Source organism: Methanococcoides methylutens (assembly GCF_000765475.1).
Taxonomy (GTDB): Archaea; Halobacteriota; Methanosarcinia; order Methanosarcinales; family Methanosarcinaceae; genus Methanococcoides; species Methanococcoides methylutens.
On sequence record NZ_JRHO01000013.1, the window covers coordinates 212,457 to 234,699 of the forward strand.

21 protein-coding genes and 1 pseudogene are annotated in these 22,243 nt (G+C 37.0%); 8 read left to right on the forward strand and 14 right to left on the reverse strand.

Annotated elements, in window-relative coordinates; all coding sequences use genetic code 11:
* Positions 1–5: 5 nt before the first annotated feature.
* Positions 6–185 carry a hypothetical protein gene (locus LI82_RS07155; protein WP_048194554.1) on the reverse strand — a complete coding sequence of 60 codons (180 nt, stop codon included), beginning with the start codon at positions 183–185 and terminating at the stop codon, positions 6–8.
* Positions 186–435: 250 nt separating this feature from the next.
* Here LI82_RS07155 and LI82_RS07160 point away from each other — a divergent pair, with 250 nt between their 5' ends.
* Positions 436–1,686, forward strand: a complete 1,251-nt coding sequence (locus LI82_RS07160) for an MFS transporter (RefSeq protein WP_048194557.1) — start codon at positions 436–438, stop codon at positions 1,684–1,686.
* A 280-nt stretch (positions 1,687–1,966) separates the two neighbouring features.
* On the opposite strand, the gene acs is transcribed toward LI82_RS07160, so the two are convergent.
* A complete protein-coding gene (gene acs / locus LI82_RS07165; protein ID WP_048194559.1) occupies positions 1,967–3,856 on the reverse strand; it encodes an acetate--CoA ligase in 1,890 nt (629 codons plus the stop codon).
* 457 nt (positions 3,857–4,313) lie between these two features.
* Positions 4,314–5,543 (reverse strand): M28 family peptidase, encoded by a 1,230-nt coding sequence (locus tag LI82_RS07170; protein WP_048194560.1) that lies wholly within the window; start codon positions 5,541–5,543, stop codon positions 4,314–4,316.
* Positions 5,544–5,886: 343 nt separating this feature from the next.
* Between LI82_RS07170 and LI82_RS07175 the strand changes: the two genes are divergently transcribed.
* Positions 5,887–6,375: an AraC family transcriptional regulator gene (locus tag LI82_RS07175; RefSeq protein WP_048194562.1), complete on the forward strand. Its 489-nt coding sequence runs from the start codon at positions 5,887–5,889 to the stop codon at positions 6,373–6,375.
* 174 nt (positions 6,376–6,549) lie between these two features.
* Here the strand turns inward: LI82_RS07175 and LI82_RS07180 are convergent, their stop codons facing one another.
* Positions 6,550–7,413 (reverse strand): SDH family Clp fold serine proteinase, encoded by an 864-nt coding sequence (locus LI82_RS07180; RefSeq protein WP_236622701.1) that lies wholly within the window; start codon positions 7,411–7,413, stop codon positions 6,550–6,552.
* A 117-nt stretch (positions 7,414–7,530) separates the two neighbouring features.
* On the opposite strand from LI82_RS07180, the gene LI82_RS07185 reads away from it, so the two are divergent.
* Complete coding sequence (locus tag LI82_RS07185) at positions 7,531–7,788, forward strand: hypothetical protein (protein WP_048194565.1); 258 nt, start codon at positions 7,531–7,533, stop codon at positions 7,786–7,788.
* Between the two features lie 95 nt (positions 7,789–7,883).
* On the opposite strand, the gene LI82_RS07190 is transcribed toward LI82_RS07185, so the two are convergent.
* The gene (locus LI82_RS07190) at positions 7,884–8,513 is read right to left on the reverse strand and encodes a type 1 glutamine amidotransferase family protein (protein ID WP_048194567.1); all 630 of its coding nucleotides are present in this window, start codon (positions 8,511–8,513) and stop codon (positions 7,884–7,886) included.
* Positions 8,514–8,618: 105 nt separating this feature from the next.
* Here LI82_RS07190 and LI82_RS13720 point away from each other — a divergent pair.
* Positions 8,619–8,756 (forward strand): annotated as a pseudogene (locus LI82_RS13720) (CRISPR-associated endonuclease Cas1); the annotation flags it as partial.
* Between the two features lie 673 nt (positions 8,757–9,429).
* On the opposite strand, the gene LI82_RS07195 reads toward LI82_RS13720, so the two are convergent.
* Positions 9,430–10,509: an epoxyqueuosine reductase gene (locus tag LI82_RS07195; RefSeq protein ID WP_048194569.1), complete on the reverse strand. Its 1,080-nt coding sequence runs from the start codon at positions 10,507–10,509 to the stop codon at positions 9,430–9,432.
* Positions 10,510–10,746: 237 nt separating this feature from the next.
* Entirely contained in the window at positions 10,747–11,499 is a 753-nt protein-coding gene (locus LI82_RS07200; protein ID WP_160174964.1) for a winged helix-turn-helix domain-containing protein, read from the reverse strand.
* 191 nt (positions 11,500–11,690) lie between these two features.
* On the opposite strand from LI82_RS07200, the gene LI82_RS07205 reads away from it, so the two are divergent.
* Positions 11,691–11,909, forward strand: a complete 219-nt coding sequence (locus LI82_RS07205; protein ID WP_048194573.1) for an MTH865 family protein — start codon at positions 11,691–11,693, stop codon at positions 11,907–11,909.
* A gap of 821 nt (positions 11,910–12,730) precedes the next feature.
* On the forward strand, positions 12,731–14,164 hold the full coding sequence (locus tag LI82_RS07215) for a hypothetical protein (RefSeq protein WP_048194577.1): 1,434 nt from the start codon (positions 12,731–12,733) through the stop codon (positions 14,162–14,164).
* A gap of 16 nt (positions 14,165–14,180) precedes the next feature.
* On the opposite strand, the gene LI82_RS13405 is transcribed toward LI82_RS07215, so the two are convergent.
* From LI82_RS13405 to LI82_RS07230, 5 genes are read right to left on the reverse strand one after another with little or no spacing between them, the layout of a single operon-like run.
* Positions 14,181–14,735, reverse strand: a complete 555-nt coding sequence (locus tag LI82_RS13405) for a hypothetical protein (RefSeq protein WP_236622702.1) — start codon at positions 14,733–14,735, stop codon at positions 14,181–14,183.
* Complete coding sequence (locus LI82_RS13410) at positions 14,732–14,992, reverse strand: hypothetical protein (protein ID WP_236622703.1); 261 nt, start codon at positions 14,990–14,992, stop codon at positions 14,732–14,734. The genes LI82_RS13405 and LI82_RS13410 overlap by 4 nt, the downstream gene beginning before the upstream one ends.
* Positions 14,955–16,850: a DNA polymerase gene (locus LI82_RS07220; RefSeq protein ID WP_236622704.1), complete on the reverse strand. Its 1,896-nt coding sequence runs from the start codon at positions 16,848–16,850 to the stop codon at positions 14,955–14,957. Before LI82_RS07220 ends, LI82_RS13410 begins: the two co-directional genes overlap by 38 nt.
* Positions 16,843–17,175 (reverse strand): HNH endonuclease signature motif containing protein, encoded by a 333-nt coding sequence (locus tag LI82_RS07225; RefSeq protein WP_048194578.1) that lies wholly within the window; start codon positions 17,173–17,175, stop codon positions 16,843–16,845. The genes LI82_RS07220 and LI82_RS07225 overlap by 8 nt, the downstream gene beginning before the upstream one ends.
* Positions 17,176–17,187: 12 nt before the next feature.
* A complete protein-coding gene (locus LI82_RS07230) occupies positions 17,188–17,829 on the reverse strand; it encodes a hypothetical protein (protein ID WP_048194579.1) in 642 nt (213 codons plus the stop codon).
* Between the two features lie 319 nt (positions 17,830–18,148).
* Between LI82_RS07230 and LI82_RS07235 the strand changes: the two genes are divergently transcribed.
* Positions 18,149–19,033 (forward strand): hypothetical protein, encoded by an 885-nt coding sequence (locus LI82_RS07235; protein WP_048194580.1) that lies wholly within the window; start codon positions 18,149–18,151, stop codon positions 19,031–19,033.
* An 11-nt stretch (positions 19,034–19,044) separates the two neighbouring features.
* The gene (cas1, locus tag LI82_RS07240; protein ID WP_048194581.1) at positions 19,045–20,250 is read left to right on the forward strand and encodes a CRISPR-associated endonuclease Cas1; all 1,206 of its coding nucleotides are present in this window, start codon (positions 19,045–19,047) and stop codon (positions 20,248–20,250) included.
* A 42-nt stretch (positions 20,251–20,292) separates the two neighbouring features.
* On the opposite strand, the gene LI82_RS07245 is transcribed toward cas1, so the two are convergent.
* Entirely contained in the window at positions 20,293–21,273 is a 981-nt protein-coding gene (locus tag LI82_RS07245; RefSeq protein WP_048194583.1) for a hypothetical protein, read from the reverse strand.
* A 196-nt stretch (positions 21,274–21,469) separates the two neighbouring features.
* Positions 21,470–21,898, reverse strand: a complete 429-nt coding sequence (locus tag LI82_RS07250) for a hypothetical protein (RefSeq protein WP_048194585.1) — start codon at positions 21,896–21,898, stop codon at positions 21,470–21,472.
* Positions 21,899–22,243: the final 345 nt, after the last annotated feature.

Below are 22,243 nucleotides of genomic sequence, written 5' to 3' on the forward strand. Positions count from 1 at the left end.
GAAGCTTAGATGTTAGCTCCATCCAAAACACGCTTGAAAAATGCAGTAGACATACCATCTTCATCTACTTGACCAACAAACTTGACTAATTCCCAGCCATCAAGACCCATCTGATTAAGATCTTCTTTTGTCTTACCAACTTCACCCATTCGAACGGACTTAATATCATATTCCCAACATGCCATGACTACACCTCTTTTTGAGTTTTATGTTATAATAGTAAATAGCCAATTGATGGTATATAACTGTTTTTAAAAATTATATTTAACAAATAATCAACTAAAATTGATTAAAATGGTTCAGTAAAAACCGAACATATTCTCAATGAACAATTTGGTAATTCAAATCATCAAATATCCATAAAAAGCAGCTTAGAATTCAATTCCTTCATGGTACATGACCCTATAAATAGTTAGAAACAGAAAATATGTATAGATGGACCAGAATGGCTGTGAACCAAAAAAACCAAGGCTTTTTCCTTTACTGTTAATCAACTTTATCAATACCCTTGGCTTTGGAATAGTCATCCCATTCCTTGTTTTTCTGGTAGAGAGATTTGGTGGAAATGCAATCGTTTACGGATTCATTGGTGCCATGTATCCGGCATTCCAGCTAATAGGAGCTCCCATACTTGGAAGATGGTCTGATATTCACGGAAGAAAGAAGATATTGTTAATATCCCAGGCAGGCACATTGTTATCCTGGATCATATTCCTCCTTGCATTTTTCACCCCTGTGAAGAGCCTTGTGAGCATTAATTCAGCTTTTTTTGGAGCATTTGTTATCACGATACCACTTCTGATACTTTTCATCGCCAGAAGCTTTGACGGGCTGACGGGAGGGAACATAGCCGTAGCAAATGCTTACCTTGCAGACATAACTGAAGAAAAGGACCGCAATAAGAACTTTGGAAAAATGTCCATTTCTGCAAATCTCGGATTCATAATAGGACCGGCACTTGCAGGCCTGCTTAGCATAACGATCTACGGAGAACTTATCCCGGTACTTGCTGCTGCCCTCATATCCCTTGCAGGAACTATTGCAATCGTTCTGTACCTTCCGGAATCAAGGCAGTGTACCATAAGGAAAGCAAAGAAGATCAGCTTCAGGGAAGTGATCGGGCTAAAGAACATACCATATATGTTGCTGCTATATTTCCTGATATTCCTTGGATTCAATATATTCTACACAGCATTCCCCCTTCATGCGATCCGCACACTTCAGTGGTCTGTTGCTGACATGGGAATCTATTTTTCAGTACTAGGCATCCTGATGATCGTAGTTCAGGGACCGATCCTCAGCATGGCGGTAAAGAGGTATTCAGATGCATACCTTGCAATAGCAGGAAGCATTATACTTGGCACGAACTTCCTCCTGCTCGTATCCGGAAATATTGCTCTTACATACCTTGCAGCCGCTTTCTTTGCACTTGGGAACGGACTCATGTGGCCTTCGATCCTTTCAATAATCTCAAAACTTGCAGGCAAGGACCATCAGGGTGCTGTACAGGGTTTTGCCAGTAGCTTTTCAAGCCTGGCCAGCATTGCAGGACTGATCCTAGGAGGATTCCTCTATGAAATACTTGGAGGAGTGTCGTTCATAGTAGCAGCAGTGATCATTTACACAGTATTCCTGCTGTCCTTCAGGATGCTTTCTTTTGAAAAGGAAGTGCAGGAAGAGGTTTGAGAGAAAATAGGACATATTTCGGATAATTGCAGGATGCCAGGATCCAGAGAACGTTTAGTCTAATGCTCATGTGAAAGAAATTGGAAGGATCGACTCACATAACAGGTTCTTTTTCGATCTTATCATCGGGCTCAAAAGTTATTACCACACTACCCAGAATTTATTTTTAATAAATTACAGTATAGCCATCATGTTAAAATGAGGTGATGAGAGCGTAGCTCATCACCTCGTTCCGCGCTCCAGAAGCGTGATCTGGAGCTGGAGATCTGGATGGAGGAACTTAGTCTTCCAAAGTGGATACATCCCCGGGATCCATTCCAAGCTCCTGTGCCTTAAGCAACCTTCTCATGATCTTACCGCTGCGGGTCTTTGGCAGCGAGTCAACAATTTCAATCTCGGAAGGCATTGCAATTGGGCCCAGATTCATTCTTACATGATACATAAGATCAAGCTTCAGTTTATCGGAATAGTTGAAGCCCATGCGAAGTATGACGAAAGCTTTGATGGAATCACCTTTCAGAGGATCAGGTTTTCCTATTACAGCAGCTTCAGCCACGGCCTCATGGGATACAAGCGCACTCTCGACCTCTGCACTGCCAATGTTGTGGCCAGCAACGATAAGTACATCGTCAGAACGCCCCTGTATCATGATATAGCCATCCTCATCCTTTACGGCCAAGTCACCTGCACTGTAGTAATTCTGGATCGTTGTCCAATACTGGCGATATCTTTCATCATTGCCATGAACGGTTCTCATCATGGAAGGCCAGGGTTGTTTTATCACAAGGAAACCACCTGTTCCTGCAGGTACCGGGTCACCATTCTCATCTACAACATCAGCAACCACACCTGGTACAGGCCTTCCCGTGAATCCCGGCTTCATGGGTTCCCCAACCGCTGTGGTGAGCATATGCATGCCTGTCTCGGTCTGCCACCAGGTATCCAGAATAGGACATTTTTCCTTGCCGATAACACGATAATACCACTTGAACGCTTCGGGATTCAGAGGTTCTCCGACCGAACCCAGGATCCTCAGGGAACTCAGGTTATACTTCCCGGGCCATTCTTCCCCTAGTCTCATGAACATGCGTATCGCTGTTGGTGCTGTATAGAAAACACTCACATCGAACTCCTCAATTATGTTCCACCAGACACCCGGATCCGGATAGTCGGGTGTTGTCTCGGAAATGAGGATCGTTGCACCCATAGAAAGAGGACCATAGACAATGTAGCTGTGGCCTGTGATCCATCCGGGATCTGCAGTACACCACATTACATCATTTTCCTTCAGGTCCAGAATGTTCTTTGTGGTGTAGTAGGTGCCTACCATGTAGCCACCGCATGCATGAACTATTCCCTTGGCCGGACCGGTTGTTCCACTGGTGTAGAGGATGAACAGAGGGTCCTCGGAATCCATCATCTCAGGTTCACATTCCTTCTCCACATCTTCCATGATCTCATAGAAGTCAACCTCGATCTCAGAAAAGAGTTCCATTTGAGGAGTCATTCTTCTCAGGACCACTATCTTCTCAACACATGACGCATTGACCACAGCTTCGTCCACAAGAGACTTCAGATCAATGCGCTTACCACGCCGAAGGCTTGCATCTGCAGTAATGACGATCTTTGCCTGTGCATCCTTTATCCTGGAATGTAATGCTTTGGCACCGAAGCCTCCGAAAACGACACTGTGGACTGCACCGATACGTGCACATGCCAGCATGGCCACGATCTGCTCAGGAACCTGTGGCATATATATGCATACTTTATCCCCTTTCTCAACACCGAGGGATTTGAGACCATTGGAAAATCTCATGACATCACGGTAAAGCTGACGATATGTGATAACCTGCTCTTCTCCACCATCGCCTATCCAGATCATTGCGACCTTGTTCCTTTTCCCATTGAATACATGGCGGTCAAGGCAGTTGGAGGTTATGTTCATCCTGGCATTGGTAAACCATTTTGCATAAGGATGGTCCCATTCCAAAACCTTGTCCCACTTTTCGAACCATTCAAGTTCCTCTGCCACACTTTCCCAGTGTTTTTCAGGATCCTTGAGAGATTCACTGTAGATCTTTTCATAATCCTGCATCCAGGAGTTTTCCTTTACCGATGGATCAGGATAGTAACATTTACTGTCAAGCTTAATATCAAAATTTTCAGACATGTTTCTCTATTCCTAACTAATATTCATTACAGATTTCACATGACCTGACTTTGTTTCAGATCAATTGAACTCAGCTTTGGAACCATACAATCGATTTCACTAGGAGGAGAATACAGCTGCCTGCTATGGAAATTGATGGGACCAAATAAGGAAGAGATAATGAAACCACAGGTTAATAGTTCCCATCCATCATGAATAATGATGAGGGATGTATTTATCTGTTGTGGTCTTTGGATTAGCAACCCATTGAATAAAAAAAGACATCAATGGAACCCAATATACAGAAGTGCCATAATATAGGCCCCTGCTGTTCGCAAAGAAAATGATGAAAAAAAGGAAGAGTGACCATCAGTTATCAGAGACCACAATCTCAATTTCAAGTGTACAACCTTTTGAAATAGATTTAACTAATTTTATAGTCTCCTTTGAAGAATTTTGCTCTAAAAAAAATCAGCACTCAATTACAATTCTCTACAATATCCTTTAGTGCAGCTGCAACTTCCACAAGTTTATCGCAGTCAATGATATCTGGCGTATCTTTTTCTGTATGTGTAATTGTTTTCATCAAAAAAGGAATGCACTCTGATGTTAATGCCATAGTTTCTATGCCATTTTGTGCAAATATCATATGATCTCCGCTATACCAGGATTCACCCTCTGTTAAGCCCTTGTAGTTAGATAAAGTGCTATAGATATTTCGTTTTGTTTCATCTGAACACTCATAAAATGAATAAGCGGTTTTACCTTCTTTGTAACCAACATCATCTATATTGATCGCCAGAATTATTATATCGAACTCTTTTTGATATTTATGCAGGTAATCCATCTGCCCTGCCACACTATAGTGATCCTCCCCATTGAAAGCCACAATTTCAATGCAAATGTTGCTTTGATAATCAGAAAGCATTTCAGCAAGGAGTAATAGTACCACCGTCCCTGAAGCATTATCTGATGCACCGGGTGTGCTTGCCCTTGAATCTATGTGTGCACAAATAACAATTTTCTTCTCTGCGTCCGGATTTTTCCGCACAATGACATTACAGGCGGTTGAAGGGATCCTTTTGGAATTGATCCTTAATTTGAACATGCCCCCTGTTCCTTCAGCTATTTCATCTCCAACATCGTCCGTGCAATATGCAGAAGGTATGTCAAAATCACCATCTTCTATAAGTGGATAGGGATATATTGCCCCTACAAGTTCGGGCTTGGTTTCCGTCGCAGTGATTATGGCTGCTGGTTCTTTTGTTTCTAAAAGAGAATATATTTTCTTATGCTCTTCCGGATTATAGAACACAAAATTTTTAGGCATCAGCGGTTCATCGCATATTTTACCTTTCATAAATAGGATCTTGCCCCTACAGTTGCATTTTTCTAATTCTTCAATGGTAGTAACAGTTTCTAATTCCGCTTCTACATCACATCCAAGAGAAAAAGGGCTCGGATATATCTCAAATGATCTGTTCATAGCTCTAAGGGAAGATTCCCCGCTCTCAAAATCCATGCAATTAAAGGACTCGCTTTCAACTGTATATCCATAAGGGCTGACAATTCTTTCAAAGAAGTCTGTTGCTTCACGATTGCCTGCCGAACCAGTGCTTCTGCTAGGTTTTACATCACATAAAGTATTCAAATAGACCTTTGCTTTTTCTGAATATTCTTCATTCTCAGTTCTTTTATTAAACTTCATATTAATTTCTCCAAGAATTGATATAACCCATCTTTGCTAATCAGAAGATAGTTCCTTATTTTAGTGTGAATTAATCTGTACCCATCTATACTTAGATCTTCATCGTAAAAAATATATTTGCTACGATTAACATTTAATAATAGTCAATCAACATTCCTGGTTAACATTTTTCCACCCCTTGAGTTTAACTATGTCTTTTGGAATTGAATAGATGATCAATTGTATGATGGCTCCCATACAGGATTTTCTGGTAAGGAATGGTTATTACTTTCAATCAACTTACTATGAGCTTTTATAGTACTTATTACAAAAAATAATTTGAAATTAAAGGTGGGTGCTAAGTTTGGAAATAATATACGAAACAGAGATAACAGAATTAGAAGAAAGAACCGTAGCATGCGTTTCCTTTGTCGGTAACTATGTGGGTAAGGTAGAGGTCTTTGCAGAGCTGTTCGGTAAATTGGGCAACTGGGCAGGCCCGAAGCAATTGATGGGACCGAATACTCTTTTTATGTCTGCCTATTACGATGATCCGGGCGTTACCCCTCCGGAAGAACTTAAGCTGGATGCATGCATGACCATCGACGATGATGTTGAAGTCGAGGGTGAGATCAAGAAGCAGAAACTCCCCGGTGGAAAGTATGTAGTAATGCATGCAGAACTGACAGGAGCAGAAGAATATGGCCCTGCATGGGAAAAGATCGTAGGGTGGCTTATGGAAAATAATCTTGAAATGGATATGTCCCGGGCAAGTTATGAGATCTATTTGAATGATCCAGAGGAGCATCCGGAAAAGCATCATATTCTTGATATATGCATGCCAGTCAAGTGAATAAGAACCAGAGGGGCATTTCTGAAATGTAAATGCTTCTCTTAACAATCGTAATCTGGGATTGGAAGGGGGAGGTTAGAAAGATAGGATAGAAGGGTTAGTGGAAAAGTTTGAAAATGGTAATCAGAAAGGTTGTTAACCCTTTCTTAAAATCAAGTAATTCAAAAAATCAATTTACTCAACATATTCCACGCTCATCTTTGCAGACCTGAAAAACTTCATGAAATCATGGACTTCTGAAGGCAATTCAGTGCTGACCGGCAGACCAAGTTCAATAGCCTCTTTTGCAGAGATCGGAGTGACATGTATCATCTCCCCACTTAATAGTTTTTGAGCAACGGACTTCCTTTTTTCTTCATCTTGAATTTTCTTCTCAAGCAATTCCATGATAACATCTTTTGTAAGCTCCATTGCTTTTTTTGATATCTCGCTCATGATGATGGTCGTGTCATCAGCATCCATTCCTTTCTTTTCGGCTGCATAGATCCATGAGGGTGCCGGGTATGTTCCACGAATGAGATCACCCACCTGTGGGTCTATTGGGCCTATGACTGCATCAGGATCCATTAAAATCTCATCTGCAGCAAGGGCAATGATGGTACCCCCTGACATGCAATAGTGAGGAATCATTATCCTGACCTTTTCTTTATGATTATTAAGAGCCCGTGCGATCTGTATGCTGGCATGCATTTGACCTCCGGGTGTTTGCATGATAATATCTATGGGCCGGTCACCGGTCTCCCTGATGGCTCGAAGTACCTGTTCAGCATCCTCAACATCTATGTACTGGTAGACAGGAAAACCTACCATAGAAACTGCTTCTTTCCTGTGTATCATGGTAAGAACCTTTGTGCCCCACATGCGCTCCATCCGTTTGATCATGGAAAGCCTTTGCATCTTAATCTTCTTGAGCTGGGACTGAGGATAGACAAAAGCGTACAAGAAGAAGATCAGAGATAAGATTATCAGAATTTCTGTGACGGTGATTTCGGAAATTGAGACCAGAATGATACCCCCTTGATCAGCAATAATATCCACTATATTACTTTTTAGTTACATAACCCATATAACCTTACTTCTCTAATCTTTTTTTACATCAATGAGACTGTCAAATTAGAAGCTAAAGTAAAAGAGCTTGATTCAGTCCATGCATACATGGATACAGATTCAATATTTGTTCCTCCTGAACATGCTCAGGAGATCATAGATTATTTCCAACCACTTAATCCATACAATCTTGATATTGATTTGTTGAAGCCTGAAAAAGAAGAGTATGTGTTCTCTCCAAAGAGAATGGATATTGATAGTATTGTTGTGTATGGAAGAAGTGGATCTCTGAGCCTTGAAGCTTCAATATTCTTTACATTAAGACTAACTGAAAATGCGCCTAATTCCATTGTTCCCACCTTTTAATTCCCTTAACAAAGAATATCTTAGTTTTTTATATATCCATTTTTGGACGACATGGAGCAGAATACCAAACCTAAAATACACTGTAAACTCTTACCTCACTCTTCCAGCGACTCCATAATTGCATAGAAATACTGCGTCTTATGAGTAACATATAACTGATACCATGCTTCAAGGGTCTGAGCCGAAAATACATCCAGGTTCCTGATAACTTCCTTTGCGAATTCAAGAGGGGCAATCCCTGAGGCAGTTATAAGGTTACCATCAGTCACAGCAGGCTCCTGACGATAAAATGATTCTCCTGTGTAATCGGGACAGACCGTTTTCAGGTAATCCAGATCGTTACTTGTATGGAGTCTGTTATCCAGAAGGCCGGCTTTAGCAAAACCCAGAGTTGCACCACATATGGCACCAACAGTGATACCTGCATCCAGGAACTCCTTTGCTTTCTCCAGTATTGGCGTGTGAATATCTTCAAGCCAGGTATCGCCACCTGGCAGGATCAGCACTCCGGCATCGTCAGTCATTAATTCATCAAGGCTAATGTCTGGCTCAATACGCAACCCACCCATGGTAACAACAGGCTCTTTTGTAATACCTACTGTCATGACCGTGTATTCGCTTGCATTCTTCCTGAAATAACGGCCGGAATTCAATTCAGCGATCAGGTAACTCGGCTCCCAGTCGGCCATCGTGTTAAGAACGTAAAGATGAGCTATTTTAGTCATTATATTACTCCTGATTTTGGTATGTGATTCTATATTTTCATTTACTAAACTGACTTGTAGGTACAAAACTATTTTTGAAATTTACTTTAGGCAGTATTCAAGCAGTTGAGAAAGAAGATTATTGACATATCTTACACCGAATGGAAGAAGATGGGTTTTTCTAAAGATACTTTGCATTACATGAAGCAGAACGCCGAGTCTGATAAGCCTATTACACTTAACGCTCATGTAAGGGAAAGTTAAGCAGGATACGTGCTGGTAAGTATGAGAAATAGTTCTAGCTATGTACCTTCTAAAAAAAGTATAACTATCGAGTATACCTTTTAAGTATATATTTATGCCGTTTTACGGCATATTTATAACGTATTTAGTTAGATCCTTAACGGTTTTAGTAAAGCTCTTAGCGCTTATAGTTATCTATCTCTTAGAGAAATATCTATATCGTTTTTTAGGCACACTATAAATATTTCGAGTTTAAATCTAAATTTAGGATATTGAAGCAAAAATTTTATTTTAGTCTATATCCTAGATTATAGTTTATTATCTTAGTCTAAACACTAAAGAGACTATCTTTAGTCTATTCTTTTTTTAAGAATATCGACCTCATATAAGTCTCGATTAATCTTCGGTATTTTTCTAAATAGGGAATAAATAGTTCAATAGAAGATATTACTTTTAGATTAATCTATATCCAGTTATCGTTAATATTTATTCGTTTTAAGTTAATGCTTATGCGCTTCATAGTCATTAAACTGTGAGAATGTAAATGGAACTAATTTTAACTAGAGAATAAATGGTCAAGCACACCTTCGTAGGACATGTGATTAAAATTTGAATTAGATGGGATTTGAAGAATTACAGAGAAAATGTCGTTATGACATTTCCTCAATATTCTGATGATTCTAGTTTTAGCTACTTATTCCTCTGAAACATCTTCATAGAACTTTCTTCTCTCTAAAGGCATGGATTTGAGATACTCTTTTGCTTCTTCTGGAGATACAGCTCTACGAGTTCCATCGGGTTCTTCGATAACCACTCCACTTTTTCTGAGCATCTTTAATCGTGCTTTTCTGATTTCTTTATCAGGATGGCAGATTAAATTACAGTTGGAACATGTGTATTCCATTCTTCCTCCGGCTGAAAAGAAACCACCTTTTGCCTCCGGCCTTCCACACTGAGCCTGTTGGTTTTCGATCATTGCTGCTCGAAAATCCTCATCTTTTTCAGGAATGTCAAAACGAGTCGGCGACCAGGTAGACCATTTTCCGGAAGAACTCAGACCTGCAAGTCCTCCACAGACAAGACCACAGCGGAAGAAATTTTTTCTCTTGCCGTAGCTGAACTCCTTTCCCCCAAGGGTCACGGTAACCTTTTCAAGCGGATCCACGTATCCAGATGAACAGGCTGCAAGGCATATCTTACATCCATCGCAATAGTTCTCTTCTTCAGGCAAAGGTTCTGTTGGAATGAGTTCAGCATCCGTAACTACAGACCCTAATACAATTGCAGACCCATTTTCCTTGGTAATAATGTGGCCTGAATATCCGAAATGGCCTATGCCGGAACGTACAGCTAGATACCTGTGAGAAACAGGAGGATGTAGTTCCGATTTCTGTTCTTTCATAAATTCCATAACTTTCTCACGGTAAACAAAATTTGCATTTAAGGGAACGGCTTTAAAGCCAAAATCTTCCAGAAAAGCTGCCATTTCAAGAGCAATTCCATTGGCAAGAGTAGTGGATCGCACTTTGTTTGTTTCCATAGATTTGTGGTCTTCTTTCCTGAAATAAGATTCAATAAGATTCTGATCAAAAGCTATGGCAAAAACAACTGCAGATTTTGCTTCTGGAAGCACATATGTCAGATCTGCCGATGGAGGCCCACCTGCAAGGGTTTCAGTTGTTGCAATCCCCGCCTTGAATGCTCCAAGAGTTAAAGCCATCTCCTGAAGTGTTTTGGATAAATATTCCATGTTTAATTCTGTTTGCTCTTCCATTTTTATCTCTCCATTAATTAAATTGGAACGATTAAGCGTTAATATAGTATTATTGGTGTTAGGTTAATATACTTTATCTGCATTCCAGTGTACCGAAGTTATAAAGTATATTCAAGTAACCTTTTTACACATATTCTTCTAGAACAATTTACAAGAAGGAGAATGACTAGACTTTCATAGAAGAGACTTTTAGATCAGGAACATTAGCAAGCAACTTAAAGTTCACATTTTAAAAGGTCAGCTATTGTCATGAACAAAGATGGAATACATTTCAGTGGTCTCTTCCATTAGCCTGAACCCTTTACCTGTTATCATATAATCACCCCTCTCATGCTGCTGTATGATCATTCTGCTATCCAAAAGCTTTTGTAGATGGAAAAAAAGGTTGCCGCCACGAAGTCCTGTAAGCTTGGAAAGGGACGAAAAACTCATTGGTTGGCTGGAAACTGCTTTAAGTATATCAAAACGCGTGATGTTACAAAGAGGTTCGAGCACATCATTAACCATAGACTCTGATTTAACATCTGAAATATCCTGTTCTTTGTCTGCATTTGTTTCATATACCTTCAGAGACTGCATTAGATCTATTTGCGTTTCGAGAAGGTCTGAGACTTCGGATAAGCAGGTTTCGCACTTGTCATATGGCATCACATCCCCTAAAGTCTTTATTTCAACGCGTTTGCTATCAATCAGTTTAACATCTACATGGGGCTGCTTGATAAGTGCTGCATTTTTTTGTAACAAATCCGTGAACACAGATTTACATTGTTCCATACGTTCACAATTTTTGACCATGTTCTTTGAAAGTCCCATCTCTATATTAGCAACAAGATGATTCTCCAGGACAGTGGTATATTCGCTCCTAACAAACGCCAAGATGGACTCAAGTTGATGCCTATTAGAATCTTCGATAAATGCTTTTATGTCTGTGTGAATTACATCGAGCTTTGCACCGATGTCTTCAATTTCAAAATTGGGTTTTTTGCTCATAATGGAAATTCGCATCCATTGCTAATAAGGATTACCCATACAACCTTATAGGTCATTTGAATAACCTACCTGACATAGATACATTTCAATGCCGCTTAAGTATATATTAGAAACCTTCCATTTATCTGTTGTGGTTCTGATCTTCCGGAAGACATGCAGCCATATACAACGCCTATAAAGGAGACAAAAATATGAGCGTAAAAGAAGAAATCCATTCCGAGATAGTTGGTGGACTTGCAGATGCAACATTCCCTATAAACACACCCGAAGACCTTCTTGCAGCAATGCCTGCAGGTCCAGACGCCGCGTGTCAGACAGAAGATGTCCGTAAACTTATTAAAGCAGAGGACTTCCCAATCGAAAGTGCAAAGCAGATTGCTGACATCCTCGTTGAAAGGGCAGGGCTATAAATTCCCTCCCTTTCTCATTCTTTTTTTTTTGAAAAGCAGTCGTTAAGGTTGAAATCGATAGAACCTAAGCGTCTCTATTAGAGGACTATCATGAATGGGAAATGGTGCTAAATGAATGTAAAAAGCTATTTTAAGAAAAGAGTACTAACCTTTGATATATTTATTGTAATGCTGTATGCTTATTTTATTGTGAATGGCATGGTTTCTTTCTTTGGACTAATTCGCACAATGCTTCATTTCATGCTTGATAGTATAACCTTTTGTTCGAAATGGATCTCCAAAATCACAAGGAAATTTTGACTTCGAAGTTATAATTGTAATCCTATTTTTTTTAAAAAAAATAAGACTTAATAACAATCTTCAAATATATCGATAACTTCCGAGAAGTTTTAGGAGCTACCTACGCACAACATTATTAAAATATGGGTAGAGATATAGTGTCTTACTAATACGAATATTTTAAATTAATTTTCGGGAGTTGCCTTTTCCCTATTTGCCTATATCCCCGAAATGCTATGCGGGGATATAGTTAACAAGAAAAAAGTGTACGGGCTTGTGTAATAAATATGCACAACCCGATTTCAAACACCTAAGAGAACGGCTACTGATAATTTTGTAGAGATTCTCCCATTTTTACAGTATTATGTATAAGGATTAGAATATACCACATATTATTCACAGAAAATTGCGTGAAATATATAAATGTGTCAAAAGTTATTTTTAAAATGTGTTCCATTAACTTAAAAACTTCAATAGTTGATTAAAATTTCCATTTGTTAATATAAAATCATTTCTAATAATTTAAAAGTTATGTGAATAATATGAATGAAAAAACAAGAAATATAAAATCGGGAAAGGTTTCAAATAATGATTTTGTCAAACGCGATAATGAACGCTGTTTTCTTCCCAACAATGAAAATATTCACTACGATTCAATTATTTTATTAGAGATGATTTGCATCGAGGAATTTAGTAACCTTTTTGATGGATTAGATCAGTTATATTCAAATCTAAAAGACTATGAAAAGTCGAGATTGATGTATAGAAAGATACTTCAGGATGACGAGAATAATTCATTTAGAGGCTCATTATACCTTCCACCTATAATAAATACAAAATTTAAAGGTCAAGTTTTTACTCATGGAACTTTTCAAGATTTAGACGACAATATTGATAGTATAAATATAACTCTACAAGCTACTTTACCATCAGTTATAAATTTACAAATTCAAGCAAGTTTGGATTCGAGTTATTCTGATAAAATAAATGACATAATATATACATATCATGATAAAGTTGAAGAAAAAATTGACACTTTAGATGGTGAAGTTACAACTATACATCAACCAAGCAGTATAAAGAAAAAAGAGATAGATGAAATTAGAAATAATCTAAAAAATCATGTTATTAACTTTTTATCAACATATTTTGAGGGACTTTTTTTCAAGCAAGCCAAGAAACACATATCAAATGTTCCGTCTATTGATTTGTTTTCTCTAAACTATCCTGAAGAAACAGAAGAGATAAATGAATGGTTACTTAATAATGATTTTTATAGCTCTTTTAATATTTCGGCTCACCCGCTGACTGTATATAGATGTGATAATTATCTTTTTTTTGAGTCTTATACTGATGATGTTTTTTCAAATTACTTGATAATTGCAAATCGTAAAACAGCAAATCAGAATAAAATGTATTCTAGCATAAAAAGCTCGATTCAATACCCACTCAATCATTATTCATTTGAATTGCTTAGCCTTAATCGATGGTTAGAGATAGAACAAAGAAATGCTACCGAATTAAATCTGTTAGTTTCAAAAGAACTAGAATACATTACTAAAAATGATTTTAAGAAGGTCATTTCCAACCGAGAGAAGATTGCTAAATACCTTTTCTATTTTGAAAGATTTAAAATAGAAATTAATAAATTTGATTTTAGGCTTACTAATAATAGCCCAAAATTTGAATTACTGGGTGAACAAAAGAAATATTTATTTGATTTTATTATTGAAAATATAAATCGAAATATTAATTATATGGATGAATTTATTAATACATTAAATCGCCACTCAGATAACACTTTAGCACTAAAAAATATAGAATATAGTAAAAAGATGCAAAATATTGTTCTGCTTCTGACTGTTCTTATAATCGTTATTAGTTTTGTCCAGATATTCTTAGTATTAATTCAACTAATTCTAGACCATTGGACTCTAAAAATGGTTATCAATCATTTAATTAATTATTTGTTCTAAACTAATAATTTAAAATTTATGTAATTGTACCAACTATCTTTCTTATTTCCTTCGTATCCAGCTTAAACTCCCCTCCCCTCACCCTATCCTTCAATTTTTTTAATGTACTCCTGTACTTGATTCCAATCTTCCTAGCTTCAGCAGGTGTTAAAGAAAGAATCTTCCTCTTTACCTCTTCCACATCAACAAATACCTGAGCCTGCTTCACATCCAATTCCTGCTCATCAATGTTGTTTGCTTCCTTCCCAATGTAAACAACACCATCAGCATGGACATGTTTCCTCTCAAGAATCCCAACCTCGCCATTAAACTTGTGTTCAGGATGTTCCACATATTGCCCAATTGTCCTGCTCAATGGCTTGAAATAATGAGAACCTTCCTTGAGATATCCAGTTTCATAATCAATGAATGGTTCATAAACAACCTTTTGAGGATCATTTGAATAAGGAGCTAATGGCTTTACAGCATTACCATCTTCCTCAACTGCCTGGAATCCTACAAGATAGAAATTGAATGGCTTGATCTGGTCGTTCCATTCTCTGCCTGCATTGAATCCCTTGAACCTTCTCAAAACATTTGCAGTTGAAACAGTAAGTCTTGAGATAGCATATAATCCTGAATATTCTCTTCAATGTCTATTCCTGAGATCATCCCATAATGAAGCTTGAGAATATCTACCCAGATCTCAGCCTGCCAATCCTCAACAGCTTTTGGAAACGGATTTGTTAAATGCCCAAGTCCATGTAACTTGAAAGATCTCTCTCCTTCCATGAACTTGATCTTTCCATTTTCATAAGTAAAGGGCATATCTCTTGGAGGAAATCCCATAAAACCACATCTCCTCTTTTTCAGGCTTCAACAGATCAATATTAAGGTTGTATGGGTTGAGTGGCTGGAAATAATCAATGATCTCCTGAGCATGTTCAGGAGGAACAAAGATTGAATCCGTATCCATGTAGGCATGGACAGAACCAAGCTCTTTAACTTTGGCTTCTGCCATTGCCAAGAACAGCTTAGATCCTGCTGTAATCATAACAGCAAGCAAGGGATGATAATAGTTACCTGCCTTCTCAAACCTGTTCTCAGATGTATTGAAGTCATCCAAACCATAAACCTGAATATCACTTTTCTTATCCTCTGGGTTAAGCTCAATGAAGATCCCATAACTCATAGCATTAACTAGTATCTTGATAGCCTGTGCTCTGCTCTTTAGCTTTTGATATTCTGGATCTACCCTGTTGATACCCTTCATCTTAATCTTGATCTTCTGCCTTTCCTCAACAAGTACCTGAACAAGATTATCCTTTGAGGGATCAATGTCAATTCTAAGTATCTGACTTTTTCTTAATCCCTTCTGGATACCTTTTGGAATATACCTGATAGCTTCAACGATCTTTGGAACTTTGCCAGTAAGAATAACTGAGGCTATGATATCAGGCAGAGCATACCATAACTCAAGATCAGAACTAAAGTAATTAATCCCTACGTTAAACCCTGCTCCAGAGCCTTTGTAATCCATCCTGACAGGCAATATATCATTATCAGGTACAATCTTAACCATTACAACAAAATCTTTCCAGTTGTCCTTATTTTGAAGATAGGCAAAATCTACTTTTGAGAGCATGTCTTTGATCTCATCAGTAGCATCCTTCATCTCAAGTGATTCAGCAATCATGTATTTCCAGAGATCCATATCCATAGTAATGGTTGGATACATGCTAGTAAAATCAAGAGTTGTTACATTTACAGGCTCTTTCCTGATCTTACATTCACACCTCCCGCCATAGTAAGACGTCATGATGTTTCCAATCATCTCAGAAGGGAAATCGGGATTAAGATCTAAAAACGATTGAATACCCAATTGCCTTAAAGCATGTTTTCCAATGGACGCAGAGCTGAATATTCTGGTTGGTGGGATGTCTATCTGGTACAGATCAAGCTCATCAATAAGCTTCTCATAAACCTGATAGGTTGTTTCAACATCCTGAATCAAATAATCAATGTATCGCTTTGTTATCTTTCCATGCTCAATTCCTTTCATCTTCTTAATACTGGTATTGAGCTTCTGTCCTGCTTTATCTAGGGAGATTCTTTTTGTTTGAAGCAATACTTCAGCAAGCTTTTGAGCATCAAGGAAATATACGTATTTTCTGTTATCCCCTTTATTCTCCTTAGTTGATGTAAATTTGAAGGAATGAGCATCTCCCATCTTCTTAACAATAATTGGAGGATTGAATTTGTTCTCTGAAAGAGTAAAAGTGAATCCTCCCTTGTTCCTCCCTCTTGAATCTCCAACTCTTTTTGAGATCCTGCTTATGTCAAAAGGGAGATTGAATCCAACACAAAGGGTTTCCGATTCAAAGATTTCAGGATAGAAAACATCATCAATAAACTCATTCAGAAGATAAAGGGGAATTTCATTCTTTCTTGCATAGCTTGAAAAAGTCTTATCTTCTTTTTCGGTGAGCATTGAAGGATCATAGAATAACCCTTCATGCTGAATGTAACCTTCCTGATATATCTGAAAGAAACCGATCTTGAAATTCTGGTATTGATCTATTGTTGTTTCAGTATCAAATGCCAATATCCTATTGTGCCTTAGTGGAACTTCTTTTGATTTGAAGAAAGGGTTTCCTGAAGATCCCTTAATCTTCTGAGTATATCCCCTTACAGCAATCTTAGACATTTTCGGTCATTCCCATTCCAACATTAATCAACTGCTGTCCAAGCTCTCTCAATAATGCACCAATTGAAATGATATTAAAGGCTCTTTTGTTCTGTAAAGAAGCCTTGCTGTATCTCACTTTAGGACTGAGCTTGTTCTGTTCTGCTGTTATCTTTGCATGGCAGTTCTTACAGAGTGGTTTGATCCATTCTGAATTATTCCTTCCTTCAACATGATGCATCTCAATGATATTTGCATCATCTTCCCCACATACTGCACAAGCAATAGGTGGCTTCTTCCCTTTCTTATTTCTTTTAATGTAATTAGCATAGCTTTCCTTTTCCATAGTATCCACTCCTCAGTTTCCATATATCTCTAAGAATTCAGGCTCTTCCTGAGAATCCTGAATCTCATAAAGCTCGTCGAGGTCAGTTACAAACGAATGCTCTTCACCGTTTGCATCAATGATCTGTATATCATCAAATCTTTTCAATAAACTTGAATCTCCAGTCTTTAAGGCTCTATTAACCGCATTGAAATATGAACCAATCAATGATCTATCAATTGAATTTGTGGTTACTATTGATATTTGACCTGCATCTCTGTCATAAATCAGCATTTCAACTTCAATTCTGTCTGTTGCAGTTACCTTCCACTTTCCTTTGGACTTATAGAGATACTTTCCAAGATTTCTGACTACATCTTTCTTGTGAATCCCAGTCTTTTCAACGGCTTTTGAAAATGGAACATCTTTCCTCATGAGCCTGAGAATCTGAAGAGATAGTTTTCTATCCCTCTTTTGTTGCGAATTCAAAATATTCCAAGATGCTGTACTCAGATCATGATCTTTTAGCCTGGTATTTCTCAGTTCATTCAAACTGAGGTTTGGGAATCTCTCATGGAATCGGATTATCCTTCTGGCATACTCTGTGGTTCTTGGTTGAGCTTTGAGCCATTCTCCATAAGTCCTGTATTCTTTAGAGAATCTCTTTCTGCTCATATCTCAACCTCCAAAAGTCGAATTAATCCCATTCTGAGAATTTCTGCCTGAGAACATCCGTATTCTTCTGATTTCTGCATAAGTTTCTCCTTCAGGTAAGGAGAAAGCGATACGATAACTCTTGTTGTTTGATTCATATTCATCAAAAAACGTGTACACAAGCTATCATTAAGTACCTATTTGATGTATAGTTTGATATAGAAAATGATGTAGAAATAGCAATATATTTATGGCAATAAATACATATTTGATGTATAGATTGATGTAGTATTCATATCGTTGTTGATATAGAACAGCTTATTTCTTGGAGAAACTAAGAATGTCCACTAAGAAATCTATAAGAAAAGAAGAAATAATAGAATTTGACAACGAAGTTGTTGATTATGTTTCTGAAAAAGGTTTTGTAAGAAAAGGGAAGCTAATTGACTACTTATATGAAACTCATCCAAAGGATAGTGGATATTCAAAACCAAACGTTGAAAAGAAGATCTCCAAATTAATTCAAAGAGGTATTCTAACAACTTTAAAATTCGAAGAGCTTGAGGCTTATGGTATTGAGGAAACCGATAGACGTTCTTCTTATATCTTGCCTAAAGATTTTTCAGGAATTAAGAATCACATAGACTTTATTTTTGAAGGTCTTGAAACTGATAACATAAATATGCAAAAAAGAGTTCTTGATGAGATCAATCTCTACAAGACAAAGTACTCTTTAACTCCAAACCAGTTGGATGTTCTTATTCAATTCTTGAATAGTAAAGATGATGAGCTGACGGTAAACATACTGAGAGTAATTTACAGACATCTTATCAATAAGAACATCAAGCCCAAAAACGAAAAAGAGTTTTTGGATAAATTAAGGAGATTATTAAAAGAATATCCACATCCAGTTGAAAAAGGCTCACCGATTAGATCCTATATTATTTGGTTACTCGGATTCTATAATGATGAAGCTGTTATTGATAGGTTAATCGAAGATGCAAAAGATTTAGACCTTTTAATTTCAGTTTTCGATGATTATTCTTATGAATTCACTGCAAAATTAATTGAAGATCATAGAACAGAACTCTTTGGATTGGAAAATGAGCTTATTGCTGAAGGTAAACTCCAGAATTCAGGGCTTATTGCTGAGATTAGAAAAAAGGCTCTTACAAATCTCGAGAAAACTAAAGAGGATGGAAGTTGGTCATACAGACCTGAGTGAGTTGATATCTAATGAAAATGTTACTTCTAAACGGTCATGGAATCAACATGCATGTTGATGGTGCTAAACTCCATATCAAAGATGGCAGATTCTCAACCACCGAAGAACCACAAGAGTATGTGTTCTCTCCAAAGAGGATGGATATTGATAGTATTGTTGTGTATGGAAGAAGTGGATCTTTAAGCCTTGAGGCTATCAGGTGGCTGATTAAGCACAATGTACAAACCACTATGTTGGACTGGAACGGTAAGTTGCTTACAACAATGCTTCCTTCTGAAAGTACCAATGTTAAAACAAAGTTTGCTCAGTATCATGCTTATGAAGATCAGGATATAAGAGTAAAGCTTGCTAAGAAGTTCATTGAAGCCAAGTTCTCCAAATCTGAGGCTGTTCTTGATTACCTTAAACAAAGATATCCTGAGATTGAGTATGATTTCTCTGATGATAAGACTAAACTTGAAAAAGCCAAATCCATAAGGGAGATACTTGGTGTTGAAGGTGGAGTTGCTTGGAAATACTGGAATGAGTATGCCAAAGCTGTTCCTGAACAGTATGATTTCAAGGCAAGAACGGATAATTACAGAAGGGCAAACGGAGCAGGCGATAAAGTCAATGTGATGCTCAATTATGGGTATGCTCTGCTTGAATCTGAATGCCTGAGAGCCATCAATTCAGTTGGTCTTGATGCTCACGTTGGTTTCCTTCATGAGATGAATCAGAGCAAATACAGTCTTGCTTATGACCTCCAAGAACCGTTCAGGTTCATTGTTGATCTTGCTGTAATGAACCTGATTGAAAAGGGAGCTATGGATAACAAGGATTTTGTAAGGACTGAAAGTTTCTCGTTAAGACTTAGACCTACTGGAGCAAGGAAGGTTACTGAAGAATTCAATTCTGTAATGAACGGTAAGGTTGAGTACAGGAAGAAAAACAGTTCTTGGGGATCTGTCCTGTTGCTCAAAGCAAGGGAGTTAAGCCATCATCTTGTTGGTAAGAGAAAAGCCGTTGAGTTTGTGAAACCTGTTTATGTTGGTAAGAGGGATGATTCAGACCTATTGAGGAAGAAGATTCTAGATATGCCATACACCGAATGGAAGAAGATGGGTTTTTCAAAGGGTACTTTGCATTACATGAAGCAGAATGCTAAGAGTGATGAACCTTTTTCTCTCAATGCTCATGTGAGGGAAAGGTTGGAAACTTGGGTAATTGCTAACTAAATCTATTTATAGACTATATCTCAATCTCAAAACCTTTGTATGTTATAAAGGTAGAACCGCGTTATAGAAATCGAGCATAAGCATATAAAAAACATTCCAAGTTAATGCAAGATAGAGAATTACACAAGTTATAATAGACAAACCCCAAACCGTGTCTTGTGATTCATCAGAATAGTCCTTTTCCTTAAACTGTACCAACGTCCTTGCCATTAATAGTGCGACTGGAAGAAGTGGTAACAAAGGACTATAGCTGGAATTATTAATCATTAGATAAAATCCACTTATAGCCAAAAATAATATTAAAGCACTAAATGTCAAGTTATGAAACTTTTTGTTTCCATTCTGTGAAATTTCATTTGCAGAAAATGTTCCTAAAAGGTATCCATTTAGGCTAAAAAGAAGAGAAAGTAAAAATGTTGTTGCTGATAAAAAAACAGATATTATTACGAAAATATAAGCATAGATGTGAAGTTGCCAAAAATGGTAGTGGACATCACCTTTATCATCCATATAGATTCCATAAAAGACTTTAATAACCGAAATCAAAAGCATTGTACTAAAGATAAGTATACTGTTTTCACTGATTGTAAAATTATTAATTATATATGTGCCAATTGCAAAAAACATGTACAAAGAGCCTACTAAAGAAGTATGCATATAAGAAATCAATGAATTATACGTGTATTCTTTATCGCCATAGCTTGATTGAATCTCTTCTTTTCTTGAAAGCCTCAAAGAGTACCAAAATAAACCTTCACTAAATAATATAAAAGTATATCCAGTATTAAATTCAGGATCTTTAAAAAATCCCAATAAAGCTAAAAAAAGGACACAAAATCCTACAAAATTTAAGATATAATAAGCAAATTTATGAGAATCTTCTTCAAAACATGATTTTTTATTTAAAAGATAATAATTAAGTGCAAGCAATGATAATGAGAGAAGTAAAATTATAACCATGTCTATGTTAGTAAATAAAAATAATGAATCTGCTGAAGAAGCAGTTAAAGAGTTAATTCCCATTTTAATTCATCCTAAAATAATTAATTAGCCTTGTTATTTATCTAACATCTCTTTTCATATTAATATTTAATGTGCTTGCTCAAAGCATGTATTATATTCATATCAAAAAAAGTATAAAATACGGTATAATGTATTTTTCGATATGACCCTTTGAGCATGTTGTGTTATACTCCAAAAAACAGCGTACAAAGTATACTCAGTTAAAGGGAGGATCATTGCTAAAAATATTAACTCCTACATACCAAAAACTAACAATTCCAATTATCATTGCAGCAAAAAACAATGGTTCAAATAGAAAAGTTGGAAAATATTCTTTAAACAATATTAATGGAATATATATTCCCATTACTGTTTTACCACTATAAATTGCATAGCTTAAATCATATATTGTTGATGACATTGGATCATTACTAATGATTGAAACTAATGCTATCAGTCCAATTACAAACCCAATTATAATCCACAATTTTAACAAATCTGGTAGTATTGACCAGTTTTCATTGATCTCAAAGTATACTAATAAAACATAAGGTAACAAAGAAAATCTACCAATATAGTGTTTTTCAGAAGAAAATGCAATAATACAAAAAATTATTACAGTTATTAGTGTATTTTCACTAAACATATTTTTACCAAGTCACTTTTAGGATATAATTCTTTCTTCTGACTCCCATTGTTTTTAGACAGTAATTACAAATGAAGATTGTGCGACAAATTTGCACAACCCCGTACACTTTTTTTCTGTTAACTATATCCCCGAAATGCTATGCGAGGGGAGAAATTCGAACCCTCACCTTTTTTTAGTTCTTTTACTTTGTTTGGTATGATACAAGATAACTCAAGTGAGATTATCAAATTAGTTCATAATTTTTCCCATTCTAATTTGATGACATTTCCCTCACACATAATTTGCAAATGAGTTCGTTTCTTTCACTCCATTTTGCAAATTTGTAGTTACAAGTAATTGATA

Bases quoted from the DNA above. Each gene is read 5' to 3' on its own strand.
- LI82_RS07155 (WP_048194554.1), bottom strand. From the start codon at position 185: ATGGCATGTTGGGAATATGATATTAAGTCCGTTCGAATGGGTGAAGTT.
- LI82_RS07160 (WP_048194557.1), top strand. From the start codon at position 436: ATGGACCAGAATGGCTGTGAACCAAAAAAACCAAGGCTTTTTCCTTTA.
- acs (WP_048194559.1), bottom strand. From the start codon at position 3,856: ATGTCTGAAAATTTTGATATTAAGCTTGACAGTAAATGTTACTATCCT.
- LI82_RS07170 (WP_048194560.1), bottom strand. From the start codon at position 5,543: ATGAAGTTTAATAAAAGAACTGAGAATGAAGAATATTCAGAAAAAGCA.
- LI82_RS07185 (WP_048194565.1), top strand. From the start codon at position 7,531: ATGGATACAGATTCAATATTTGTTCCTCCTGAACATGCTCAGGAGATC.
- LI82_RS07190 (WP_048194567.1), bottom strand. From the start codon at position 8,513: ATGACTAAAATAGCTCATCTTTACGTTCTTAACACGATGGCCGACTGG.
- LI82_RS07195 (WP_048194569.1), bottom strand. From the start codon at position 10,509: ATGGAAGAGCAAACAGAATTAAACATGGAATATTTATCCAAAACACTT.
- LI82_RS07200 (WP_160174964.1), bottom strand. From the start codon at position 11,499: ATGAGCAAAAAACCCAATTTTGAAATTGAAGACATCGGTGCAAAGCTC.
- LI82_RS07205 (WP_048194573.1), top strand. From the start codon at position 11,691: ATGAGCGTAAAAGAAGAAATCCATTCCGAGATAGTTGGTGGACTTGCA.
- LI82_RS07215 (WP_048194577.1), top strand. From the start codon at position 12,731: ATGAATGAAAAAACAAGAAATATAAAATCGGGAAAGGTTTCAAATAAT.
- LI82_RS13410 (WP_236622703.1), bottom strand. From the start codon at position 14,992: ATGGGATTTCCTCCAAGAGATATGCCCTTTACTTATGAAAATGGAAAG.
- LI82_RS07220 (WP_236622704.1), bottom strand. From the start codon at position 16,850: ATGTCTAAGATTGCTGTAAGGGGATATACTCAGAAGATTAAGGGATCT.
- LI82_RS07225 (WP_048194578.1), bottom strand. From the start codon at position 17,175: ATGGAAAAGGAAAGCTATGCTAATTACATTAAAAGAAATAAGAAAGGG.
- LI82_RS07230 (WP_048194579.1), bottom strand. From the start codon at position 17,829: ATGAGCAGAAAGAGATTCTCTAAAGAATACAGGACTTATGGAGAATGG.
- LI82_RS07235 (WP_048194580.1), top strand. From the start codon at position 18,149: ATGTCCACTAAGAAATCTATAAGAAAAGAAGAAATAATAGAATTTGAC.
- cas1 (WP_048194581.1), top strand. From the start codon at position 19,045: ATGAAAATGTTACTTCTAAACGGTCATGGAATCAACATGCATGTTGAT.
- LI82_RS07245 (WP_048194583.1), bottom strand. From the start codon at position 21,273: ATGGGAATTAACTCTTTAACTGCTTCTTCAGCAGATTCATTATTTTTA.
- LI82_RS07250 (WP_048194585.1), bottom strand. From the start codon at position 21,898: ATGTTTAGTGAAAATACACTAATAACTGTAATAATTTTTTGTATTATT.